The 24,024-nt window shown below is 34.6% G+C and carries 21 protein-coding genes; 10 read left to right on the top strand and 11 right to left on the bottom strand.

Going from position 1 to position 24,024, the window contains the following annotated elements; genetic code table 11:
- Positions 1–246: 246 nt before the first annotated feature.
- Positions 247–2,370, bottom strand: a complete 2,124-nt coding sequence (locus AACM45_RS13880) for a serine hydrolase domain-containing protein (RefSeq protein WP_339143426.1) — start codon at positions 2,368–2,370, stop codon at positions 247–249.
- A 73-nt stretch (positions 2,371–2,443) separates the two neighbouring features.
- Positions 2,444–3,625, bottom strand: a complete 1,182-nt coding sequence (locus AACM45_RS13875; protein WP_339143425.1) for a helix-turn-helix domain-containing protein — start codon at positions 3,623–3,625, stop codon at positions 2,444–2,446.
- Between the two features lie 493 nt (positions 3,626–4,118).
- On the opposite strand from AACM45_RS13875, the gene AACM45_RS13870 reads away from it, so the two are divergent.
- The 3 genes from AACM45_RS13870 to AACM45_RS13860 all read left to right on the top strand — a co-directional run bounded on the left by AACM45_RS13870 (position 4,119) and on the right by AACM45_RS13860 (position 6,950).
- On the top strand, positions 4,119–4,850 hold the full coding sequence (locus AACM45_RS13870) for an alpha/beta hydrolase-fold protein (protein WP_339143423.1): 732 nt from the start codon (positions 4,119–4,121) through the stop codon (positions 4,848–4,850).
- A gap of 71 nt (positions 4,851–4,921) precedes the next feature.
- Positions 4,922–6,052, top strand: coding sequence for a serine hydrolase domain-containing protein (locus AACM45_RS13865; protein ID WP_339143422.1), 1,131 nt, complete (start codon positions 4,922–4,924; stop codon positions 6,050–6,052).
- 82 nt (positions 6,053–6,134) lie between these two features.
- Complete coding sequence (locus tag AACM45_RS13860) at positions 6,135–6,950, top strand: hypothetical protein (protein ID WP_339143420.1); 816 nt, start codon at positions 6,135–6,137, stop codon at positions 6,948–6,950.
- A gap of 200 nt (positions 6,951–7,150) precedes the next feature.
- Here the strand turns inward: AACM45_RS13860 and AACM45_RS13855 are convergent, their stop codons facing one another.
- From AACM45_RS13855 to AACM45_RS13845, 3 genes are all read right to left on the bottom strand, one after another.
- Positions 7,151–8,056 (bottom strand): hypothetical protein, encoded by a 906-nt coding sequence (locus tag AACM45_RS13855; RefSeq protein WP_339143418.1) that lies wholly within the window; start codon positions 8,054–8,056, stop codon positions 7,151–7,153.
- A gap of 1,020 nt (positions 8,057–9,076) precedes the next feature.
- Positions 9,077–9,559, bottom strand: a complete 483-nt coding sequence (locus AACM45_RS13850; protein ID WP_339143417.1) for a nuclear transport factor 2 family protein — start codon at positions 9,557–9,559, stop codon at positions 9,077–9,079.
- 46 nt (positions 9,560–9,605) lie between these two features.
- Positions 9,606–10,436: a CPBP family intramembrane glutamic endopeptidase gene (locus AACM45_RS13845; protein ID WP_339143415.1), complete on the bottom strand. Its 831-nt coding sequence runs from the start codon at positions 10,434–10,436 to the stop codon at positions 9,606–9,608.
- A 405-nt stretch (positions 10,437–10,841) separates the two neighbouring features.
- Here AACM45_RS13845 and AACM45_RS13840 point away from each other — a divergent pair, with 405 nt between their 5' ends.
- Both AACM45_RS13840 and AACM45_RS13835 read left to right on the top strand, forming a co-directional pair.
- A complete protein-coding gene (locus tag AACM45_RS13840) occupies positions 10,842–11,270 on the top strand; it encodes a response regulator transcription factor (RefSeq protein WP_339143413.1) in 429 nt (142 codons plus the stop codon).
- A gap of 80 nt (positions 11,271–11,350) precedes the next feature.
- Entirely contained in the window at positions 11,351–11,884 is a 534-nt protein-coding gene (locus AACM45_RS13835) for a DUF4199 domain-containing protein (protein ID WP_339143411.1), read from the top strand.
- A gap of 185 nt (positions 11,885–12,069) precedes the next feature.
- Here AACM45_RS13835 and AACM45_RS13830 read toward each other — a convergent pair whose 3' ends face one another.
- Positions 12,070–12,288 (bottom strand): integrase core domain-containing protein, encoded by a 219-nt coding sequence (locus AACM45_RS13830; protein ID WP_339143410.1) that lies wholly within the window; start codon positions 12,286–12,288, stop codon positions 12,070–12,072.
- Positions 12,289–13,111: 823 nt separating this feature from the next.
- Between AACM45_RS13830 and AACM45_RS13825 the strand changes: the two genes are divergently transcribed.
- The 5 genes from AACM45_RS13825 to AACM45_RS13805 all read left to right on the top strand — a co-directional run bounded on the left by AACM45_RS13825 (position 13,112) and on the right by AACM45_RS13805 (position 18,588).
- On the top strand, positions 13,112–13,255 hold the full coding sequence (locus AACM45_RS13825; protein ID WP_158657163.1) for a hypothetical protein: 144 nt from the start codon (positions 13,112–13,114) through the stop codon (positions 13,253–13,255).
- A 172-nt stretch (positions 13,256–13,427) separates the two neighbouring features.
- Positions 13,428–14,600 carry a carboxypeptidase-like regulatory domain-containing protein gene (locus tag AACM45_RS13820; protein WP_163636102.1) on the top strand — a complete coding sequence of 391 codons (1,173 nt, stop codon included), beginning with the start codon at positions 13,428–13,430 and terminating at the stop codon, positions 14,598–14,600.
- Between the two features lie 250 nt (positions 14,601–14,850).
- Entirely contained in the window at positions 14,851–16,587 is a 1,737-nt protein-coding gene (locus tag AACM45_RS13815; protein WP_339143409.1) for a hypothetical protein, read from the top strand.
- Positions 16,577–17,764 carry a hypothetical protein gene (locus AACM45_RS13810; RefSeq protein ID WP_163636104.1) on the top strand — a complete coding sequence of 396 codons (1,188 nt, stop codon included), beginning with the start codon at positions 16,577–16,579 and terminating at the stop codon, positions 17,762–17,764. The genes AACM45_RS13815 and AACM45_RS13810 overlap by 11 nt, the downstream gene beginning before the upstream one ends.
- On the top strand, positions 17,761–18,588 hold the full coding sequence (locus AACM45_RS13805; RefSeq protein ID WP_163636105.1) for a carboxypeptidase-like regulatory domain-containing protein: 828 nt from the start codon (positions 17,761–17,763) through the stop codon (positions 18,586–18,588). Before AACM45_RS13810 ends, AACM45_RS13805 begins: the two co-directional genes overlap by 4 nt.
- A 430-nt stretch (positions 18,589–19,018) precedes the next feature.
- On the opposite strand, the gene AACM45_RS13800 is transcribed toward AACM45_RS13805, so the two are convergent.
- The 5 genes from AACM45_RS13800 to AACM45_RS13780 all read right to left on the bottom strand — a co-directional run bounded on the left by AACM45_RS13800 (position 19,019) and on the right by AACM45_RS13780 (position 24,020).
- Entirely contained in the window at positions 19,019–19,699 is a 681-nt protein-coding gene (locus AACM45_RS13800; protein WP_163636106.1) for an ABC transporter ATP-binding protein, read from the bottom strand.
- A complete protein-coding gene (locus AACM45_RS13795; RefSeq protein WP_203583815.1) occupies positions 19,692–20,612 on the bottom strand; it encodes an ABC transporter permease in 921 nt (306 codons plus the stop codon). The genes AACM45_RS13800 and AACM45_RS13795 overlap by 8 nt, the downstream gene beginning before the upstream one ends.
- 405 nt (positions 20,613–21,017) lie before the next feature.
- Entirely contained in the window at positions 21,018–21,998 is a 981-nt protein-coding gene (locus AACM45_RS13790; RefSeq protein ID WP_163636107.1) for a hypothetical protein, read from the bottom strand.
- A 94-nt stretch (positions 21,999–22,092) separates the two neighbouring features.
- Complete coding sequence (locus AACM45_RS13785; RefSeq protein WP_163636108.1) at positions 22,093–22,584, bottom strand: hypothetical protein; 492 nt, start codon at positions 22,582–22,584, stop codon at positions 22,093–22,095.
- A 137-nt stretch (positions 22,585–22,721) separates the two neighbouring features.
- Positions 22,722–24,020, bottom strand: a complete 1,299-nt coding sequence (locus AACM45_RS13780; protein WP_163636109.1) for a M20 metallopeptidase family protein — start codon at positions 24,018–24,020, stop codon at positions 22,722–22,724.
- Positions 24,021–24,024: the final 4 nt, after the last annotated feature.

Below are 24,024 nucleotides of genomic sequence, written 5' to 3'. Positions count from 1 at the left end.
ATCGTACACTTTTACCTTATCTAAGTCGCAAGAGTATCCCTTTACTTAGAAAATAGTTGCAACCAATAATATTGCGGTGATGGTGTATGAAAATTCAAATACTACCACCCAAAATAAAAAATCCAGGTTTTTATTGGCACCGCCAAAGGGTATAATACTCCGAGGCTTGCCTCGAAATCAAATGTTTGTTTCCTATGAATGCCTCGCGGACTTGCCCAGAGGTAGTTTACTTGATACGTCGGTTTATTAGAACTTTTTAAGGATTTTGTTTTTGATTTCCTTCCCTTTTTCGTCTAGCTCTATAAACCATGTATAGGTTTCACAGTTTGCATCGGCGATATTTGAATTGGAGTCGCATTTTTGGGTCGTACCTTTAATAAGGAAACCTGAGTCGGTTTGCTCAGCGGTATAACCATAATCGTTATAGGCATACCCGGATACCGTATTCCATTGTTCCCTACCCTCACTATCAACTTTTATAACATAGACGTCATAGTTTCCTTTTCCAAAGGAACTGGTAGCCCCAATGATTAAATAGCCCTCATCTTCAGTTTTAATAAGCGAACTGGCCTTGTCATAAGACTTTCCTCCAAATTGTCTGGTCCAGATTTCATTGCCATTTTTGTAATTTTTGGTCAACAGTATGGTTGAACCTTGTTTCTTTGATGGTATTGTAGTGACCTGTATTGAGGTGTTTTCTAAGTTGATTTTAGGTTGAAATATGAGATTTGTTTTTTTTGTAAACCGAACATTTTTTAAGCGATTCGTGGTTAGTAAGATTTCATTGACCCGATTAAAAATATCACGCTTTATCACCAACTTATAGTCAGAGACTAAGAAGTCGTATGGAGTGAGTATCTCAACTTTTTGAGGCCTTTTGTACTTCTTTCGATTAATAAAAATAGCGTCATCTTCTTTTGTTATTTCAAATGAAATATTCAACTCTTCATTTTGATATTGCCCAATAAATGCGTCTAGCTGATGACCTTGCAATTGCGCTTCGGGCAATTTGGTATGGATTCTTGGCTCGGTTCCGGGTCTATAAAGTAAAAGCTTTGCTGTATCCCCCGTTTGGGTAAAAACAATCTTGATGTCTGGCGAAGATTCAAAGGCATAATAACCCGTAGTTTCTTTAATAAGCTTAAAGGGATTGTTATTATCAACCTGGTAATAAAGCATGCCTTGCTTTTCTATGATTCGAACGATTTTACCTTTGCTAGTTTTATAAAATCCTGGGAGTTTATTTGAATCAATAGCCTCGATTTTAGGTATTTGAGATAAATAATCGTCTTTCTTTACCTCTTGGGTGTTAGATTGTATTTTAGAAGCGATCTTGTCAGCGATTGAACCGCTCCAGATTCGACTATTACTGCTCATAACGAATACGCTCAGCTTTTCTTCAGGAAATCGAATGGTTTGTGCATGGTATGAACCTGTGCTTCCAGAATGGTGAACAGCTTTTCGATTTAATCGATCGGTAAGTTCCAATCCAAATCCATAAGTAGCAATCTCGCTATTTGGAATTTCTTTTTGACTTTGTAGCAACAGTTGATTATTCGTTTGTTCGGCATTTTGAATGGCTTTCTCGAATATTAGCTGGTCTTCAAGGGTTGTGAACAAGAAACCGTCTCCGTGTAGATTTGTAAGCATAGGATATTGTCGCCATATACCATCGCCCCAATCGGAGTATGGTAGTACTTGATTGGGTATGACCGCCATATAATTTTTTAAAAACCGCGTATTTTTCAATCCTAGTTCTACAAATAATCGTTTCGAATAGTCGTGAAAAGACACTCCGGAAACAACGGCTACGACCTTGGTCAATAAGGTATAATTTGTGTTACTATACAGATATTCTGAACCCGGAGTGAAGTTGAGGTCATTCTGTTTTTCTATAAGTGTTATCACATCATGGTTATCCAATCCCTCTTGCCGCCACCAAGGGTTTTGTTGTAAACTCATTAAATCGGCATAATCCCTTATACCACTTGAGTGATTTAGAAGATGCCTTATCTTAATTGAATCGGTAATGTTGGGGTATAGTTTTGGTAGGTATTCACGAATATCATCCTCAAGGCTTAGCTTGTTTTCTAGACTTAGCTTTAAGATACATAGCGCTGTAAACTGTTTTGCCACTGAAGCAATGTTCGAACTTGAAGCTGAATTCGCTTTTACCTGATGTTGTAAATTTGCTAACCCGCGAACACCGGAATAGCTGACCATACCGTTTTTTACGACACCTACGAATAAACTTGGGTCTTTTTCGCCAATTGCCTTGGTAACTATTTTTTCAATTTCTAAGGAAGTAACCGACTGGGCACATATGGTCAAAGTAACAAAAAGGGAAACTAAAAAGATTGCTGTTTTCATGATGATCAATTGAATTGTGGGGTAAAAATCCAATTATCATTACTGTTTTGCGCTTCAAATCTTGATTTGAGACTTATTTTGAAACTGAATTTTCAATGTAGTCTTTTGGGGAAAGGCCTGTACCTTTTTTAAATGCCCGGTTAAAAGTCGCTTTACTATTGAAGCCTGAATCTAAAGCAATACCCAACAGTGTTGAACTATCATGTTCTTTTGCTTTTATTTTAGCTTTGACGGCTTGAATTCTATAGTGGTTGATAAAATCATTAAAGTTCATCTGAAAGCCCTTATTCACCACTGAAGAGATGATTTTGGTAGTGGTCCGTAATTCGTTGGCCACGTCTTGCAGGGTTAATCGAGGATTCTCATAGAGGCGTTTGTTGGTAATCAAATCCGCTAGTTTTACTTTCCAAACATCAATATCCTTTTCTATTGCAGTGTCTTGTATAACTCCCTTTGATTTTTCTTTTTCTTGAACGAGAACATTGATTTCCCCATTTTTTCGTTCTGTAAAAAAGGTGGATTTAATAGCATTGGCATAACCATTTATAGAGATGTAATAAAATACTAGAGAGAATAAAATGTAATGCCAAAATTGACTGCCAAACTCCCCCCAGTCAGGATTCAGTATAAAAAACAATAACCGCAAAATCAAAATTCCCAAAAATGCCACCATAAAGCTTCTTATCCATCTGAATAAAATTGTTTCAGCGTAACTGACCGTGTCAAATATCAATTTTTTATAATTCGCATAGTACCGTAAACTAAGTATTAAGTAGATACTCATTGATAGTAAACCGGCGATTTGGTACCATGTTGCTAAATCTTTGTCGCGTCCATTGGCGTAAAAATAGTATTCATGGAATATAAATTTATCGGTAATAAAAACGATTAGGGAATAAAAGGAATAAAGAATGAAAGGTAAAAAATGAATCCAATCTTTTTTGGTTAGTTGAAAGGTCGTATTGAGCAGACTCTGTGTGTAAAAATATACTACAGGACCAATTAATAAAACCTGCATAAATGGAATGAAGAAAAGGATTTCCCGAGTGATTTTTTGGCTATACCAATTCGCATACCCCAGCATATAGGGGGTAATGTACATAGCAGACAAGAACAATAACAAACTAAGCCATTTAACGGATTTTTTACCGTGGATGATACCTTTGACCAGCAATAACAATGAAAAGACGATAAGGTGAAAAAAGAAAATAAGTAATAGTGAACTCTTTTGTCCGAAACTAAAAGGAAAATCCATCAATTGATTAAGATTAAAAGATTTTGATTGACGCTTTTAAAAGTATTGTTTTTTTTGAACTTGTAAAATAACTTAAGATTGGGCTCAACCAATATTACAGATCTTCTATAAGATTACAATAGCTATTCTAGCTTAGACAATACGTTGGGTTTTAGGGTAGCTTTCATAAGGGTTTCGTATTTCGTCCGACGGCTTATATGGAGAATATGGTCAACTGTCACAAAATTGAACAGTACTGTATAAGAATTTTACATCTTTTTTAAAACAATAAATTTCAGAAAATTGATTTTCAATGATTTAAGTGTTTGGCATGGGTTTGGTTCCTTGATTGATGGTTTATTTTTTGTTTGCCGAGGCAAAATTTTTGCAAGCTGATTTAAAGTTTAACGCCTAGGGGTTATAGAGATTGACAACCCACTTTATTAAAGAATATAGAAACTATATTATTGGGATACCCCAATATTTTTAACCGCACAACCAAATGAAATCAATAATGGCTACAAGAATTACAATGATGGTTCTTACAATTATTTTAAGCACTACGACGACTTTTTCCCAGTACGATTCCCTAAGAATAAAAAGCTCGATTTTAAATAGGAGTGTTGACGTATTCCTTTATCAAAACGGAGATCCCACCGAAAATAGGTCCATTACCTATATTACAGACGGTAAAAAGATGATTCAGAATGGGGTAATTAAGAGAATTACCGAATTGACAAAAAAAAATGAAATTCCCCATGGCTTTTTTGCCTTCGTGAGCACAATTGATCAGCAATCGAGTAAAGATTTTCGAGATGAATATTTTTTTTGTAATTCCGATTATGTGAGGTTTTTTGAAGAAGAATTGCTCCCACAGGTAGAATCAAGCATTGATAACACATTTACATCTGAAAATAGAAATCTTCTAGGTGTTTCTTATGGAGGTATGAATGCCGCTTATTTTTCTACACAGACCGACAGTATTAAGAATTTTGCCATGTTATCACCATATATTGGTCCCTGCGGCACACTTTCGAACAAAATACTAACAAGTAACCAGAAAGACTTTAGGCTATTCATTTCTTCTGGTATCAATGATGCGGAAGAATATGTCAATATACTCAATGAGGCGTATAGTACTAAAACTGACAAAATAAAATTGTACCAAACAAGTGGAGGTCATGACTTTGACAACTGGATCGATCAAATCGGTGTTGCCTTAAACTTTTTGTCACATAAAGAATAAGGGTTTAAAGGTAAAACAAGCTGAATTTTGAGATTCAATCCAATAGTATTAATAAATAGAACGAAAATCACATGAAGAAAATATATAATGCAGTTATGCTTGGTGTCTCCTTATTAATTGTATTTGGATGTATGGGACAGGAAAGTGGGAAAAAATTAAAAGGAATAAGCAAAATTAACTATGAAGAGCTCGAAACGAAAATTCCGCAATTGCTTGAAAAGTATGATGTTCCTGCAGTTTCCATAAGCCTCATTGAGCAAGGAAACATCAAATGGTCTTCCGTTTTCGGAATGCAAAACCAAACAAAGAAAGCTGACAAAAACACACTTTTTCTATCAGCTTCCATCGCCAAGCCAGTAACAGCTGAAGTTTTTTTAAGATTGGCCAGCATGGGAAAAGTTTCATTGGATGAGCCTATGTGTCACTATTGGACTGACCCAGATATAAAAGATCATCCTTTTACAAAATTACTTACTCCGCGCCATGTGCTGACCCATCAGACAGGATTCAAGAATTGGCGGTATATGACCAATGACACCTTACGTTTTGAAAGCAGGCCCGGAATGGAAGTTGGTTACTCTGGCGAAGGGTTACGCTATCTGGTTCGGTTCATTGAAAAAAAGCTGAATAGACCTTTCAATGATATAGCAAACGAAGTTCTGTTCACCCCAGAAAAGATGAACAATAGTTCGTTCAAAAAACAAGATTGGTATGACAATAGATTGGCCGCACCAAAATTCGCTGACGGCAATTGGGGCGAACCTTTTGCAAGGGATGTAGCAATAGGTGCTGGAGGATTGCACACTACAAGTGAAGAATATGCAAGATTCGTTCTGAGTATAATGAACAAAACCGAAGTCTCCAAAACTTTAAGAAAGGAGCAATTTATCATTTCTAAGAATCAAAATAAGGAATGCATAGCATCTGCAACCAACCCTGAGGCTTGCCCTAAAAACTTGGGGTTTGGTTTAAGTTGGTATGTTTATGAATTTGAAGAAGAAACCATAATCGCACATAGCGGTGCGAACAATGGTGAGCGTACCCTTGCCGTATTTAACCTTAAAAGCAAATGGGGATTGGTGGTGATGACAAATGGTGGTAATGGCAATTATGTGATTTATGATATAGCCAAGCTTGCTGGGGTAAACCAGAATTTTATTGCCATAGAAAAACCCAGACGTGTGTTTGAATCCAATGATTGAAAGTGGTGGCTTTCATCGAATGTTCCAGTGTTGGTGCAATATGAATTCTCCCTTTAGCGTTGGCACTACAAATACCGGTATCATGAGAAATCTTTTAAGCTTAGCCCTGTTGATTCTAGTGACGTTACAATCTTGTAGTAGTGAAGATGGAGCAATTGAAGAAGGATTGCCGGAAGATGCCATTGAACAAGAAGACGAAACACCTGAAGATAGTGACATGATGGACGATTCTGAAGATGATGGGGAGCCTACGGAACAAGGTGACGAATGTCCCGATTCCATCGGTTTTGTTTTTGAGGAACAAAATGGTCTGATCTCCATTGAATTTGAGAACAACGATTTTCCTGAAGGTTGGATACTGAAGAATGATGTCACCGACGTTTCGGGCGAGGGGTACATGCAATGGGAGGGTAATCCAAGTATGGGCAATCCTGGGAATGGAATAGTAACTTTTCCGGTGAAGATTACCAATACGGGAACCTATAGATTTATTTGGAAGTCTTCCTATAGAAAGGGGAACAATGGAACGGAGCATAACGATTCTTGGTTGCGGTTTCCTGATGCCGATAATTTTTTCGGAATGAAGAACGATGGTAGTGTAGTTTATCCAAACGGTTCGGGTAAAGAACCTAATCCTAACGGAGCGTCAAAAGAGGGTTGGTTTAAGGTGTATCGAAGCGGAAACGACAACGAATTCAAGTGGCAGTCGAAAACCTCTGACAATGATGCCCATGATATCTATGTCAGCTTTGAAAGCCCTGGTGTTTACCTCATGGAAATCTCTGCGCGTTCTGACTTTCATGCCATAGATAGAATATTGATACACCAAGAAGACATTTCATTAAATGCGGCCATTGACCAGGCAGATAATTTTAGCCTTAAGGCGACCTGTGATTGAAGTATTTGGTTGCGATATGTTGCGAGTGTCGGTATTTGTAAGCCGTAATACACAAAACTTAAATGAAAACAATTTAAACTATTTGTTAGATAAGGTTTTGTTTACTTAGGCTGATTTTTCGTTTTACAATACAATGTTTTCAGAGTTTTGCTTGAATTCTTCAAGCGATTTCAATTTTTGCATAATGTTAAAATTTGATATTAATTGTTACTGTATTTCTTCATTAGTAAAGACATCGTTTTTTGATGATTTTTTAGAGATCTTAAACCTATAGACTTTCTTCTTGTATCGAGATTATGAAAATCTCGAATTTCCGTAGAATCCGATGAGCGATATATTCCGTAAGTAAACATTTTATCTTTACGGTTATTACTATCAACCATGGATGCCAAAGTATAAGGATTGCACTCTCCCTTTTTAATAAAGTCTAGGAGTTTGGGTTTGAAATAGTTTAGGTCATTACAGTGCATAAGCATCACGGTAATATCAACCTTTTCGTCTGTTTTGCTGAATCCTACGAGTTTTTCGTTTGGGTATCCATATGTTTCAAAAATTTCTTTGATTCTTCTTTGATGAGAGCTATCAATTTTCTTCATTTTTTCATAATCCAAAGTACCACTGCGCACTTTTTGATCTGACTTTACCATGGCTATGATTTCATATCTCAATGGCCAATTAAAAGAATCATTTTTCTCATCATTGACCTTTGAGGACAGTTCCCTTAACTTCGTCCATTTCTTATCTTTTTTTAGCTCGTTTAAAGCTTCGTTGTTCTCTAAATATCCAAATGGAAAACCACTTGAAAGAATATCTTCAAGTGATTCAAAAGCCTCGGTGTAGTTTTGTTTTTTTACTTGAATTTCAGCGTACATTACCCTTTCTAAAATATCAGGGGTATTAAGAAATCCACATTTTTTTTTGACGACATTCAGGTAGTGTGAAGCAGAATCTAAGTCGTTTTCCAAATATTTTAATTGAGCCTTGTAAACCATTGGATAATAATCAGTGATGTAATTACACTGTTTGCATTCATTTGATTTTTGGGTTTGTGAAATAGTAATATTAAAGAAAAAAACAAAGGTTAAAAACAATAGGAAACTTCTCATAGGATTATATTTTACCTCAATATGTAGCCTTCCCTCGAAATGTTCGCATTATGAAACTGAAAGCAAACCTTCCACTTAGAATCCAAAAACCCAGGATTCCATTTTTTTTGACTTAGGAACATTTATATCAACAAGTTGCTGCCCAAAACAACGGGAAGGACGTGCCATAACCATATGGGACCATGTGGTTTTCCCTTACATATGGTTTTAGAAACATACAAATAAAAGAAAGGGCCTGCAAGCATACACGCCGATAGGCCTATTTGTATAAGACCATTGGATATATTACTATCAAAATTGAGAAAAACGGATTTGGCTACCCTAAGGCTTACCCCAAACAGGAGCGCTGATAAAAAGTAGGTAGCCCTGTTCCTGTTTTTCACGAAAAAAGCAAAATAGGCACTTAAAAAGAGTTCATTGAATGTTCCTATTACACTTAGAAAAATAAGATTTGATTTTCAAGAACCATATTACGAAGAATAACACAAAGAAATATATTGAGCCCAATTTCAAGTAAATTACTTATAATTTAAATAAAAAGAAAAAGGCCATAAATTGCAAAGTTGTCAGGACTCTTTGTAAGTAAAGAGTAGATCCCCCGGAAATATTCGTTTTACTAGATTCCCAGGAATTACTGATCTGACCTATTCTTTTTTTCTAATTTTTTAATTAGAAAAGGTGAACTACTGGTAATAACTGCAAGGGCAATAAAAAGGACTATGATGTCAGTTTCAAAGCTCTTGTAAAAACCGAATGCAATTAGGACAATCCAAGCCAAAATAATTCCAAGTGAGGTTGACTTTATGCTTTTCATGTATTTTTGATTTTTCAATATTGGTAAGTTTTCATTCTGATTTGTTACAAGTTCCGCCACTATTTTTGTTTAGGCTCGATTTTTATGTTTCCATCTTCCTAAATTGAAAGTACTACCATTGAATCTGATTGATGGCTCAAGCCAAAGATCTTACTCAAAACCTTGGGTTTATAGAACTAATAGTTAAGATTAAGTTTTGAAATATCTTAATCTAAACGAAAAGGGGTTTCATTCGAAAAGGGGCATTTTTCTATTTCCTCATTGTTCATGGTCCAAGTAACCGATGTTATCTTCCAGATACCATTGACCAACATCAGGGACCAATATTCCGTCCCCCAGTTCTGGACTTTTGAATCAATGGATAAAGAATAATCAAATGATATGGTTGCAAATTCTCCCCGTTCATCAATTTTCAAATTGTAAAACTTTTCTTCGCTTTTCTCTTTTAGGTTTGTGTAAAATGTTTTGTAATCCGTTGAATGGAACCTGAAATCTGGCATATGTGCCATAGCTGCTTTTTTTGTTTTGTTGGTAAAAATAGCGGCCCATGTTATGGAGTCGTGCAGAAATAGATTTCCAATTTTTTCGATACTATCATGTTCTATTATCGAGGTTCTAAAATCCTCAATGACCTGTTTCAGCTTTCTTTCTGAATTTTGGTTTTGGGCACTGCCAAGGACAGTTGACATTAGTGCTATCAAGCATAGTAATCTATTCCCCATAACTGTAAATACTTTATACGTTTATTTTCTTTTGGATTTCTTCTCTATTTATATTTCGAATAAGTACAAGACCAATAAGGAACAAGGGCAGAAAAATAAGAAGGGGTATTACAGATGATAATATCTGTTCCGTCAAAGCAATTTCCAATTCAGGTGCTGTATGACTGTCGCTATGGCCATTCAAGTTCGGGAGTGAACCGAAGAGAAAGAAAAAATTGATGAGCCCATGGGTAATTGCAAGGGGTATCAGCTTATTTGTCTTCAGCAAGACCACTCCAAAAAAGAATCCAATAAAAATAGCATATATCGATTGTCCGATTACTTGTGGTACATTATCATTCACAGTGAAGTTCAGTAAATGAGAGGCTCCAAAAAACATGGCGGGGAACAATATGCCCAAGAAGATGCCATTTTTGTGGGCAATGTATTTCTTTAAAAAAACAGCCTGCAAATATCCCCTGAATACAAACTCCTCTGCAAAACCTACCAATAAACAGGCTGCCAAAAGCAGCAATACATTGAAGATATTTATGGATGATAGGTCTTTACCCATAAAAGTCACGATGCCCAGCAAGAATAGGTAGCAGGGAATCAGGTTTAAATATTTGAAGGACCATTTATAGTTTAAGCTGATTCCTGATAGGGCTTTCTCACTTAGTTTTAAGACGAGTATCAGACCAATCGAGAAAATCAACAGCATCTTGGCGCCCAATATGAGATATTCGATCTGAAAACCTGAAAAATGGGATGTAGTGATTATTTTATCCAGCGGTAGCTGCATAATAGCAGCTATGACTGCGAGCATCACTATTCCTAAAAGAAAAGGGGGTATCTTATTTGTCATTGCTAAATGTTCTCTCTAGGTGTTTCTTAAATGGAGGACGACACAGTCGGGCCTTTGTTACTGGCAAGTAACTAAGCATTTACATTTAAGTCCAACCAAAGCTCGTCTCATTCAACAGGAAGCTAATTTTATCCATGAGAATTTAGAAAACTTAAACATCTAATGACTATGAGGTGAAAAATCTCAAATCGAGTGAAGTTTCTCTATCAGGCATAAGTGCTATAGACTGACAATTTAATTGGACATTTTGGGCAGAAGGAGTACCATCCAAATAAAGGAGTTATCCCTTTTTCTCCGAACGGTATCTTTAATTGATTATTTTTATTTGATATTTAGAATGATTCGCATATATAAGGCAAAATATATTCTTGTACTAGAGCTTGATAAGGCTGAACTTCATTAAATATGATGAACATTCTCAAGAAAAATAAACTTTTAGTGCTCTTGACAATAGTTGTGACTTCTGGAGTACTCATTTTTGATGTATTTCGCTATTCAACTGATTATGGGATAGTTGAAGTCAACAATACAAATTCACTTCTTTTGGTGCCCTTCATTCTTTTGGTCTGTTGGCTTGGAATGAAGCTCGGTACGGCCAAGAATACGGAAGAAATGGAAAGCGCATATCAAAAACGACTTTCGAAACGGGAACGGGAGGTAATCGAACTTATTTGTTTGGGCAGAAGAAACCAAGACATCGCGGATGAACTATATGTTGATATTACCACCATTAAAAGTCATATCAATAGAATTTACAAAAAGACAGGAGCAAGAAACAGAAAAGAGCTGAGATTTTATGTTGAAAAAGTCTTGAAGAAAGTTGCAAAAGATTGATTTCACCTTATTTTCCACCTATTTAGAGTTGCATGCTTCTAAAATGTCATTGAATTTTGCGAAAACCAAAAACAGGTAAAATGGCAAAACTAAAGACACCCATCATTTATGGATTTATAGTCGCGCTTGCTGGAAGCATACTTATGCTGACACTTATCGAGCTCAAATTGATTGGTCCCAAGGCAATTGTTATGGAAACTGAAATGACAGGGGGAACAATCTTGTTTCTCATGCTATATCTTTTTTTACTTTTTGGAGTTTACTTGGCAATAAAAAAAAGGGAAAACCAACTTGGAAATGGTATTTGCTTCAAAGGAGCCGTGGGACAGGGACTTATTGTGAGCATCGCAACAGCTGTTTTTAGTGTGGTCTTTACAATTGTGTTTTATGAACTGTTGTATCCGACTTATGCGATAGAAACAATCGATGCGCTAAAGACAAAAATGGAGGCCTTAGGCGTTCCTGGTGATAAAATCAACAGTAAACTTGAAGAAAGGGAAGAGTACTTGAGCACTGCTACACAAAGTTTATTTTCTTTTGTCGGAAATCTTATGACTGGGACTGCCTTCACATTACTATTGGGTTTCTTTCTTAAATCCAATACTAAGAAATGAACTATAAGCTTCAAATAACCGATTATATAGCCTAGGCAGCAGAGTAGCAGAATCCTTTGTTGGAGCGGTCAAAGGAACTGTGCATACCTTTTGTGACCTTCAGCTTTTTAGGACGACTCTAAATTCAATAATTTTTGATTAATAAAGTTTGTTTCTGGGAAGAATTCTTTCCAGAATCGGTTTCTTTATTCCCTTGGCGGTATGCTCCCTAAAGCTGAATGTTCATGTTTTGTATGACCATTCTCCATCCATTTATAGTTCAATTTTCTTATCTGATGAAGGTTATTAAACCAGTATGCATCGAAAATATCTTCCCTGTGGTATTTGTTCAATCTTTCCATATATGCGTTCTGTAAGGGCTTACCCGGTTGTATCCGAGTTCGACACGTTTTCTTTTTCATCATTCCTCAAGGTCTTGGATGGGAACCTTGGTCAGTAATCGCACCTTATCGCCTTGGGAAGCCCTATTTCTTTCTTTAATCATAATAAGTAACTAGTATCGATGCCCAGCTTAAGGGATGTGTCACCAAACTTGAGACCTTGTTCATTTTCTTTGAGTACCTTGATTAGTTGGCCTTCGGTAAACTTGCTTTTCTTCATTCGACATTTAAAATTTAAGGTTACTTTTTCTGAACTTTAAACTGTCTTATTTTTATGCAAAGCTACAGTTTGAAATCATATCAATTCAAATCTTATTATGGTCCAAGAAACCACGAAACCCTGCAGAACCATAGATTTTGCAAGGCTTTCTATTCGTTCGGAGTTTCCTCCCAGTGACCTGGGCAGGATTGTTTCACATTCTTTGAACCCATTCCTGAAAATGCAACTGTGCATCGCAACTGCGTTGCGGTTTTGCTATTTCTTTTCATTTACAAAAATCTCGTGGTTTTTGATACTCCATGAAATAACAAAACCCTGCATTTTCATACAGGGCTTACGCTTTAAGTGACCTCAACGGGACAGAGTTCAAACTTTTTGAAGGAGGATATCGAAACTATTATCGCTAAATCATTTAATATTAGAAATACAAAGGAGGTCACTGAATTTAATGATATCCTACATTTTTAAGGAAGGCTACAAAACAGTATTGTAATAATTGTAGTGGATTTCATTTTAAGAAAAATTTTGAATAATCTGAACCCAGATAGTGTCAATTTAAAAAAATATTCATAAGTTTAATACTACAAATAGAAAGGCATTTTATTGCATTAACCTAAAACTATAATTATGAACAAAAGTGAGGATTTAAAAAACTTCAAAGTCGAAGAACTAGAGCAAAGATTAGAGATGGCAAAGTGGAAAAACGAGAGTAATTATGCTTGTACAAGTGGTGATTGTAGAGGCTATATTGGAGCTAGTTACACTTTCTAAACCTATCAAACTTTTGTCATCCGGATTCATGATAAATGAATCCGGATTTCTTTTGCCCTAATATCCTATATAATTTCTTTATTAATTCGTTGCAATTCAGCTAAATAATTCAAATAGATGTATATTGTTCTAAACGAATTAGTCTTAATATTTACCAAAAGATGCCTGATTTATGAAAAAGATATACTTTATTGTCTTTTTTCTTGGGAGTATTCATCTACATTCTCAAATAGTATTGGATTCGATGACCAGGGAGCCAATACAGTTTGCCCACATCACTGATGAAAAAGGTCAGGGAACAACCACAAACGAAGTTGGGAAATTTTCAATTGATTATTTTGTCGAATCCAATAATATAGAATTCTCTCATTTAGCTTATCGAAAAAAAAATATCAAAAAAAATAACTTAAGTAAAAAGGATACAATTTGGTTGAGTCCTTATATTATCAGTTTGGAGGAGGTCTTTGTTAGGGGAGAAACCGCAAAGGATATTATAATAAAAGCTATTAAAAGCATCCCACAGAATATAATATCGAATCCATTTAATCTTTATGGCTTTTATCGTGAAAGTGTACAGGAAGATGGAAAAGGCGCTATGTTAACCGAAGTTTCCTTTATGACTTATAATGAAGGAGACAATAATCCCCAAGGCTATCAAGCAGAAATCATTCAGGGTCGTCGAACAGAAAACCACACAAAGCTAAATTTAGATGCCGTTGGGGGCATAGCCACGATTGTTCGGAACGCCGATATGGTACGTTCAAAAAGCAGAATGTTCGATATTGACAATCTTTCAGACTATACTTTCAAATATGTTGGAGAAATCGAATCTAGGGAAAACCCTATTCTCATTATCGGGTTCTCACCATCAAACGACAATATCTATAACAACAATATGGGTAAAATTTATATTGAAAGAGAAACCATGGCAATTGTTCAGATAGAAACGCAAAAAGATCCAGAAAAAATTAAAGCGATTGTGGCATCATCCCTTGAGGGGAAAAAATCAAAAAAGCCTGTATTTATATTAATAGAGGCAAAAGCAACGATAAAATATCGTAAAGTCCATGATAAATACTTCCTTTCTTTTGTTGAAGTGGACAACGTTAGGAACGGCATTTTAGGCCAAGAAAGCTACAGGTACAGTTCAAACGCCAAATATATATTGACGCTTGTAGAACACATATCACCAAAAAAGTTGTCTACTAACTACGATGTTGAAGAAGGATTTAACAAACAAGTTATTGCAATACCAAAGTTGGAAGGCTGGAATGAGAACAATACAATGTTCTTTAGTGAAGAGGAAAGAAAGATATTAAAGGACATAAGGGATTTACGTAATTGATTTTTAAGAAAATTATATAAACAGTGATTGGTTGATAAGTACAAAATATTTTTTTGATTACAGAGATGACAATCTTTTCAAAGAAGCGATTGAAAATGTACAGATATACTTGAATGGGCTTGGCTATCCCAAGGAAGTAATCGATAATATTTGCTACCAAAAGTTTATCCGGAACAACCCTGATTACTATTTATATTACCCATATCTTTTCAATTCAGCTTTCGATTTTTCTGATAAAGAGGTGTTGGATATGTTGTCAATCGCTGGATTTCTTTACTATCGGTCCATTATTTTGATGGACGATATTTTTGACAACAAAAAGGAAACATCGAATTTCAACGTCTTTCTAACAATTAATATCTGCCAAGAGGAAACTGTCAAGATATTATCGACTTTCTTTGAAACTGATTCTGAATTTTGGGATATATGGGGCAAAAGAAAATTTGAATATGTTAAGGCTTATAAATTGGACAAGCAAAGCCACAATATATCTTCGTTTGCGGAATATGAGGTTTTATGCGATTACAAGTCTTCTTTTGGAAAAATAGCGATAGACGCACTATTTGTACTTACAGGGAAACATTATCGAAATGAATACCAAAACGTTCTTAAATCGCACAAGGATTTTTATGTTGCTTTTCAAATATTGGATGATGTTTCAGATTATGAGGAAGACTATATTAATCAGCAGTTCAATATTTCAAAAAACCACTTAGAAAAGAGAGTCGATGACATTGAATCATATAGTTTAGGTGATCAAAAAAAGCTTCTTTATCTGGAAGGTGTGGCCGAAGAACTATACTTAAAGGCTTATGAACATATTATAAGGGCCTTTGAATTTGTGAGAGATTATAAAGCGCCCAGATGGAAGGATGAATTGCAGCGGATGCAAAATACAATCACAATAAACAACCTGAATATAAATGGATATATAAGATTTAATAAATACTTGAAATCAAAACATATTGATAGATCGAGTAATGGTTCAGGCAAAATAGAAAATTCCGAAGTCTTACATTATTTATTTGAAATTCAAGAAGAAGATGGTAGTTGGACAGATTATTTTAATGATGCAGGGAACAGTAATGTTTGGACTACTTCCTTTGTATGCTATTTTTTATCTCACTGGTACAAGTCCCATTTTGATTTGAGTAAATCAAAGGAGTTTTTACTTTCCAATCGCTATGAAGAAAAGAATTTATGGGGATATAATTCAAACTGGATACCAGACGCAGACTCTACGTCCTTCACAATACTTGCCTTACATAGTCTGGGAACTGATTTCTGTGAAGACGAACTTGAAGAATGGTTCAGTTTTCAAAATGAAGATGGAGGTTTTTGTACCTATAGAAATGAAAAAGAGCTATTGGCTTCACTAAACACCAAGGAAGTTAATAACGTTGAAGGTTGGTTAAATTCACATTTCTGTGTTAGCGCTGTTGCATATTTAGTTTTTTGTCAGCTAGGCATTAATAATGATAAAAAACGAAAATTGGAGTCATTTCTAATTGATAAAATCGAAGATTTAGATGAAGTACCATACTGGTGGACCAGCAGGGATTATGCAATTTCTTTCTTGGTGTTAGCATGTTGTATCAATATGAATAAAAAAATATTCAACCTTTGTTGCAATGAATTAAATAAAAAATCCAATCCTGTCAAGGATGGGGCTCATAATATATTTTATGTTGCCTTGTGCCTTTTGAGCAGAATCAAGTCCAAGCATATTTTTAATTATGATAATCTGCCTGATAAACTTTTGTCGGAAATTTTGTTAAATGCCCAATTAGAAAATGGCTCATGGAGGGGAAACTATTCTATGAGAATACCCTCACCGGATATATTAGATCCTGAAAAACAAATCTATGGATGGAAAAAGGATAATAAAGGAACAAACATTGTCTTGCAAGACTTTAATGGGGTGTTCACTTCTGTTGTCTCTTTTGTTGCATTGGAAAACTATAAGTCGAGCCTAAATGGACGTTAAAAGCAAAATACCTGTTTTATCACCGAACATTGAAATCCTTCCTTTTGATAAGAACGAGTTTATCATAAAACAAACTGAATATGGACATCGCATAAATGTCAATAAAGATACTTTGGATATAATTAAATTAGTGGACGGTAAACGGAATCTTCAAAAGATAAATGAACTTTATGGTATACACAAAGGTGTGTCTGCCAATCTGCTTGACAATTTATTATTTGGTACCTTGGCCACTTACGGGATTATAGAATCAGCAAATGTTGAAATTAAGAAAATAGGAAAGCCCTCTTATTTAAAGCTAAGTTTCACATTGCTAAAGAATAAGACCATATTGCCAATAGTGAGGCTTATGTCCCCATTGTTCTCAGATAAATTATTTTACTTTTTACTGGCTATTTTTTCTTTGGTCGTTTTTGGAACATTAATCGCTCATTTTAACTCCATCAAAATAGGTCTTGAAAATCTCAACTTTGGTCAATGGGCATTATATATTTTATTTGCAGGTACAGTGTTGTTTTTCCATGAAATGGGACATGCTGCCGCCTGTCATCGATTTGGTGCTAAATTTGGGGATATTGGATTCGGTTTTTACCTACTTTCACCAGTGATGTTTGCCGATGTTTCAGATATATGGAAATTAAAACCGAATAAAAGAATCATCGTGAATCTATCTGGAATCTATATCGAATTACTGATTGCCTCCATATTGGTTTTATTTTTTTTTATAACTCGGACAAACAATTATTTAGTATACAGCTCGGCCATATCATTGTCATTGCTGGCTAATTTGAACCCTTTCCTTCGTTATGATGGATATTGGGTATTATCTGATATGATTGGGGTTCCAAACCTAAGAATGGCATCAAATAAAATTTTAAAAAAGGTTTTTCAAAATGAAACATCTATTCGTCACTTGAGAGGCAAAGATTTTTTTTTGGTATTTTATGCATTGACGAGTCAAATACTTATATTAATTGTACTAGGCGGAATATTGCTTTATGATTCGAATGGTATAATAAAATTCCCGGAAAATGTTTTTACTTATTTATCAGAGGTATTTTCAAGACGCTCAAGACCAAAATTCTCGGATTTGTATAGGTTTATATTACCCATCATTTTTTATGTTACTGTATTCAGTTTTCTATTTTCATATATAAAGGAGCGACAAAAAAAATGAAAACCTATAGTAAACATATAATTTTTTTTGCTTTACTCTTCACAATCTCTTTCGGATTTGGTCAAGAGACTCGACTTATTTTAAATGGCACGGTCAAAAGCCTTAACACTGAGGTTGAAGGCGTACACATTCTAAACCTTACTAGCAAGAGAGGGACCATAACCGATTCGTATGGACGTTTTTCTATAGGTGTCATATCAAAGGATACACTATTATTTTCATCTGTTCAACTAAAGCATAAATATCTGGTTGTAACAGAGGATATTTTATCCTCCAACCATTTGAGGATAGATTTAGAGGAGCTTATCAACGAATTGGAAGAAGTGGTTGTAAGACCATATAATCTGACTGGAATCTTGGACAAGGACATTTCAGCATTAAGGTTATCAAAAAATGTTGATGCTTCTTCTTTGGGGCTTCCCAATGCCGATGTGAGGGTCCTTTCCCAATATGAACGAAAACTGTTTGAAGCTGATAATGGAAAGTTTGTTAATTTGTATGGACACTACTTTGGATTGGGAATTAGCATCAATCTGCATAAAATTCTAAATAGAGCATCGGGGAGAACCAAAAAGCTAAAAAAATTGGTAGAACAAAATGAACAAACTATTAAATTAGAGGAGTTTGAGTATTTGTTCAACGATTCCCTTCGATTGCAGGAATTAAAAATCCCCTTTTCAAAAAAAGAACAATTTTTCGTTTATTGTCTCGCTGATTCCAATTTTGTTGATCTCATAGAAGCCGAAGACCACTTGGGAATATTAGAGCTTATTAAGAAGAAAAGCAAAATATTTATATCAGAAAACCGACACCAACCTTTTTGATTCGGATGCTTTCGCACACTTCGAATCTTTAGCCTGATTCTAGTCCTAGACCCATTTTGAAGTACTCGATTGGGGCCTTTACTTTGCTCTGTAAAACTAACTCAAAAACGTAATAGAGCAAAATTTCCGAATTACTATAAATTCGTAGAAACGAATTCCTCTGTATGTAGATACCCAAAAAAATTAAAAATTGTCATCAAAATACTGGATTCCCACATATTTCAACCACACCCATCCTTTTTTCATACCCACATTATGCAAAAAAACGACAGATAGCACCCTAAGTGGAAGTCACCAAATATTATTACATTATTTTTATGGACTCAGCACCCTTCGGGTGTAGCCTTCCCCAAAAATGTAAGGCTACACCTCTACGGTGTTTGTGGTGTCTATTAGCTTTCTAATGGGAGCAGTGTATTGAAACCGTTATTTATTTCAGTTCAAGTTTGTCAATTTTATTTCCGACTGTAAATTCTTTCATTTTTTTTTCGAGATTTTTAAAATCAGCTTTTTCTACTTTGTTTATAATTTCTCCGTTTTTCATTAAATATATTTCATCACAAGTATTCTCTAAAGTTGAAAATATATGAGATGAAATAATTACTGTTTTCTCTAATTTTTTAAATCTTTTTATGATTTCAGTTATGATTAAATTACTTTGTATATCAACACCATTGAAGGGTTCGTCTAAAATAAACACATTATTTTCCTGTAAAAGTATGGCGGTTAAAGCCAATTTCTTTTTCATTCCAGTCGAGTAGGTTGATGCATATTGATTCAATGGTAAACCAAAAATGTTTTTGTTCTCAATTTTGGTTATTTCTGTTTGTCTTGCATTGGCAAGTAGCTGTATATATTCTTTTCCGGTAATTTTAGAGAAAAAATATGGTTCTGTCAATAAAAGTCCTAGATGGTCTTTTAATTCTGTAAAGTCGGACAAGATATTCCCTTTATAGCTTTCAAGTCCTGAAATACACCTAAATAGGGTTGTTTTTCCTGCTCCATTTTCTCCAACAATTCCATATATTTTACCTTTTTTAAATTCTAAATCTATTGAATTTAGAACTTGTTTTTTACCATAAAATTTTGATAGTCTTTCAATTTTAATCATTTAAAAGAGCATTTAACTTTTTAATTGATCGGGAATAAAAGAGAGGAATAAATATTAAAAGTACTGGTGGAAGCATAAAACTTATTGCAATTAAAATTCCTTGAGACATGTTCATTTCTTTCGGAAAAGACGAATATTTAGCAAAAATCATTGATGTGAGATAAGCATAGCACAACAGAAAAAATACAATTAAAATATCGATTTCCCTATAAAATGAAATACTTAAAGCCATTATAATTGGTAAACTTAAAAATGTAAAATAGATTAAGCACGTTTTCGTTTTTTCTATTAAAAATTCTTTTGGAGATAGATTGTAATTCCAGACGAAATATTCGTTTTCCATTTTTGGATAATACGAAAAACAAGTCAATCCAATTAATAGCATGGAAAAAACACCAAGGTTAAAATTTCCAACTGATATTGAAACATAAGTTAAGAAATAAGTTATTGGAAAAACAAAGAATGTCTTTCTAAATCCAATAGTAAATTCAAATGGTTTTTTGCTAAATGGTGTTGGGATTGTCACATTTAAATCTGTACTAAAGTTGAACAGTGTGATTACAAATACACATAAATTTAATATAAGAGAAAAGACAAATTGTTTCTGATAGATTAAAAAAAGAGTAAAAGGCAAAGAATAAAGAATATTTTCTGATATTCTCAATTTTTTGTATTTGCCTTTATTGAAAATAGATTTTAAGAAATCATTTCTTTTGGGTTCACTTAATTTTGAAATGAAACTTAATGCAAATAATCCATAAGCATAATTCGCAAATTCTGTTTTTTGAAATAGGTAATAGGACAGCAATATAAAAACTGAAGGTAAAAGAGCATATCCAATCAAAAGTGGAATTCCGAAATCAATCATTTTCCGGTTCAGCATTTTAAATTGGAGTTGGAAATATTCTTTCATTTGCAATTTTTGTCATAATGATCGGCAACCGCTCATATCCTGAACTTTCTTGGGAATATACATCCAAATTTTAGTTGGCTATGCCCAATTACCGTAATTTATCGTTCAGTATGGCCTCCATGGTCTTGGAGTATTTACTTGCCATCTAAGATAAAGATATCATTGAAGTTTTTCCTATTTTTCGATGTAATGGGTATAAATCGTTCCATCGATTTTTAATGGAACTCAACGGACAGAATTCGACTTTTTGAAGGAAGAAATTGAAATTATTATCAATAAACCACTCCATATCAAAAGTGCTTGATTTTTAATTGTATATATCCCAATCTTTAGACCAAGTCCGGTCCATTTTTAGTTAAAGATTTACACTTATCATAATCAAATAGCCTAGTTCATGAATTCATTTTAGGGCCTGTTGGCAACCGTTATTTTCCCATTCCGCCATCCTTTGGGTAGATGTAGGTCCATTCCTGTTTCATTTTCAACATCTATCAATTCATTCCTAAGGTCAATGCTTCTTAATCCAATATTGGCTCTATTTTTATTTACAGTTTCAAGAACTGTATCGTCTGGAATGGCCCCAAGAAATCCATAGGATGTCAACTCATGATCATGTAAACCAGCAATTCTCCAGTCTTCTATTTGAGCTAATTCATATGGGGATATTTCACCTTGCTTCAATGCATTCAATAATTTTGGTTTTAATTGAGCATATATTGTGTCTTTCGAGTTGTATTTCACTGATATTGAATTGTGATGACTTAAAATCACCGAGCCCCATAGGTTATTCCCAATAAGTCGTTCACCTGGATAACCGTACTCATTTAAAATTTGCTCCAGTTTCTCAAGTTGTTGTTCGCTATGAGGAGCAAACTTTTTTTGAGAATACCTCCTTTTGGCCTTTTGTCCAATTCTAAGTAATGCCCCAAATGCTTTTTTCTGGTCTTTTTTGAACATTTCATGGACTTGTTCTTTTACCTGAAAGTTTATTTTGGATAGGTAGGTTTTGTGAAGGGAATCATATGCTGACATAAGTTTAGCCCATTCCGGTTGTTCCCTTAAAGATTGCAAATTTTTATTCTTGTTGATGCTTTCCAATGACCAACCAGCCTTGATTCCCAGCCTTACAAAATTCAACCCTGATTTATAATCGTTATCATATGCGCTGAGTTCAGTAGCAACTTTGATATCTCTTAGAAATAAGAAATTAAATTGATTGAAAAGAGAATCAAATTTATTAATTGCAGAAGTGTATTTTCCTTCAACAATTAGCTCTTCACATTCAATTACTTTCGAATGGTAGTTCATGTAGTTTTCTTGGGCATTACTCTTAGTGGAAACTAAAAAATGGCCTATTAGAACAAGGGTTAGGGAAAATTTTTTCATCAAACAGGAGATTGTATTTTTTGGTTAAATGGTTGTCAACGGTTTCGGCTATGGGTGTTGCGTGGTTTAGTGGTTAACTCAGCAACTTCTTCACTTATTCCCCACCATATTTTACAGGTATTCCGGCACTTTTGGATTCTATGGTCCATAAGAGACTGACTATCCACCATCGATCGCCATAATATGTTAATTGATAGCTGTTTATTCCTTTTTCTTCAGCTCCCTCAGAGTCCTTGCCATAAAAAGTCTGGAATACTTGGGCAATTCCATTGTATTGATCAACAACTTTATGAATTTCTTTTTCAAGATATCCTTGTTCATAGTAAGGATCTTTCAAGAGGATGAGGAAATCATTAAGTGATACGGTTTCAGCATTTGTAACATCAGCAACTGTAAATATGGCCGATGGATGAAATAAGTTCCTAATTGCTATAGTATCCATTTTCTCGCCCTTTTCGATGGTTATTTGATCAAGTAGTTCATCGATAATTCCGTTAATGGATTTAACGGTAACATCAGTTTTTTCTTGAGCTATGGAACTAATTGAAGCGGTCAAGAAAATTATTGTGCAAAGAAAATGTTTCATATTGTGTTTATTTATTGTTGCTAACTTGATTATATGGGTATAAAATACATCTATATACACCAAAAAAAGGAATGTAATCAATCAATTTAATCTTGGTTTTATTATTTTCGGTTATAACAAGTAGGCAACCGACCTTATTACTTAAGTCTCTCTATTATCATTGATGTAAAGTAGTTGATTCCCGTTTTTATACAACTTTCATCAACAGCAAAATTTGGTGAATGAGGCATGGAAACTATTCCTTTTTCAAAATTTGATGCACCCAATAAAAAATAGACTCCCGGAATTTCACGTTGAAACAGTGCAAAATCATCCCCACGTCCGTCAGGTATAGCTCCATAAAGGGGGAGAACGTGTTCATTTCCGTAAATCTTACTTATTGTAGGTATGGTCAATGAAGTTAATCGTTCATCATTAAGCACTAGCGCTGTCTCATAATAAAATGAACTATTTAAAAATTGATCTGAATAGTCCGATCCTTTAAATTTCTTTTTTATTTGACTTAAAAGAAAGTCTAATTGAGTTTCCTTTTCAGCACTTAGATAGGCCCTAATTGTAATCTTCTTATCACTTTCTTTAACAGCAATATTTGAATCAACGGTAATATAATCCTTAAATATGGTATTTGGATTTCCCAATCCTATATTGGGGTCCAATAGATTTTTATTGTCCCAGAATTCACTTTCAGGTGAAACATTTTGAAGATGTAAAAAAAGCTCTTTCGTAAACTGAATAAGAGCCGTTTTCTCCTTTGTGTTTTTTAAGGTAATTTGAATTCCCTTATAGTCTGCATAAGGGTTTCTTGCTTTGGTAGTAACAATCCCCTCAGACATAGGTGCAATGTGTAATGCATAAATTTCTTCTGGGTCTATACTATTGAGCAGGCCATGATCAAGCATGGCTTTTGCCCCCGCCAAATTTTCTTCTGATGGTTGAAAGATGAAGTAAATAGTTCCTGTAAGGCTTTCTTTTAAACTTGTTAAAACATTAGCTATCCCAAGTGCAATAGTTGTATGTACATCGTGTCCACAAATATGTCTTACACCTTTAATTTTTGATGAAAAATCGACAACATCGGGATGGTCGGAAGCAAGGGCATCAATATCTGCTCTCCAAGCAATATGCTTTCCTTTCTTACCAGTTTTTAAGATTCCAAGGACTCCATGACCACCTATTCCAGTTTTAACTTCAAGGCCCAAGGATAAAAGGTATTCAGCAATCTTTTTGGAAGTTCTTTTCTCTTGCCCTGACACTTCGGGATTGGTATGAAAGTCCCTGCGAATTTTTACAAAGCTATCGAAAATTTTGTCGGTTCGCTCTTGGACTTTCAAATGTGTGGATGGTTCAACAGTTGTATTTTGGCCACTGGAAACAAGTCCAAAAAAGAGGAATTGAGTAATTAAGGCTGTTTTGGTTATTTTATTATTTGAAGTCATTTTT

The organism is Croceitalea sp. MTPC5, from assembly GCF_036985505.1.
Classification (GTDB): Bacteria; Bacteroidota; Bacteroidia; order Flavobacteriales; family Flavobacteriaceae; genus Croceitalea.
The sequence above is the reverse complement of the archived record's forward strand: the minus strand, read 5'-3'. Positions and strand labels throughout refer to the sequence as shown.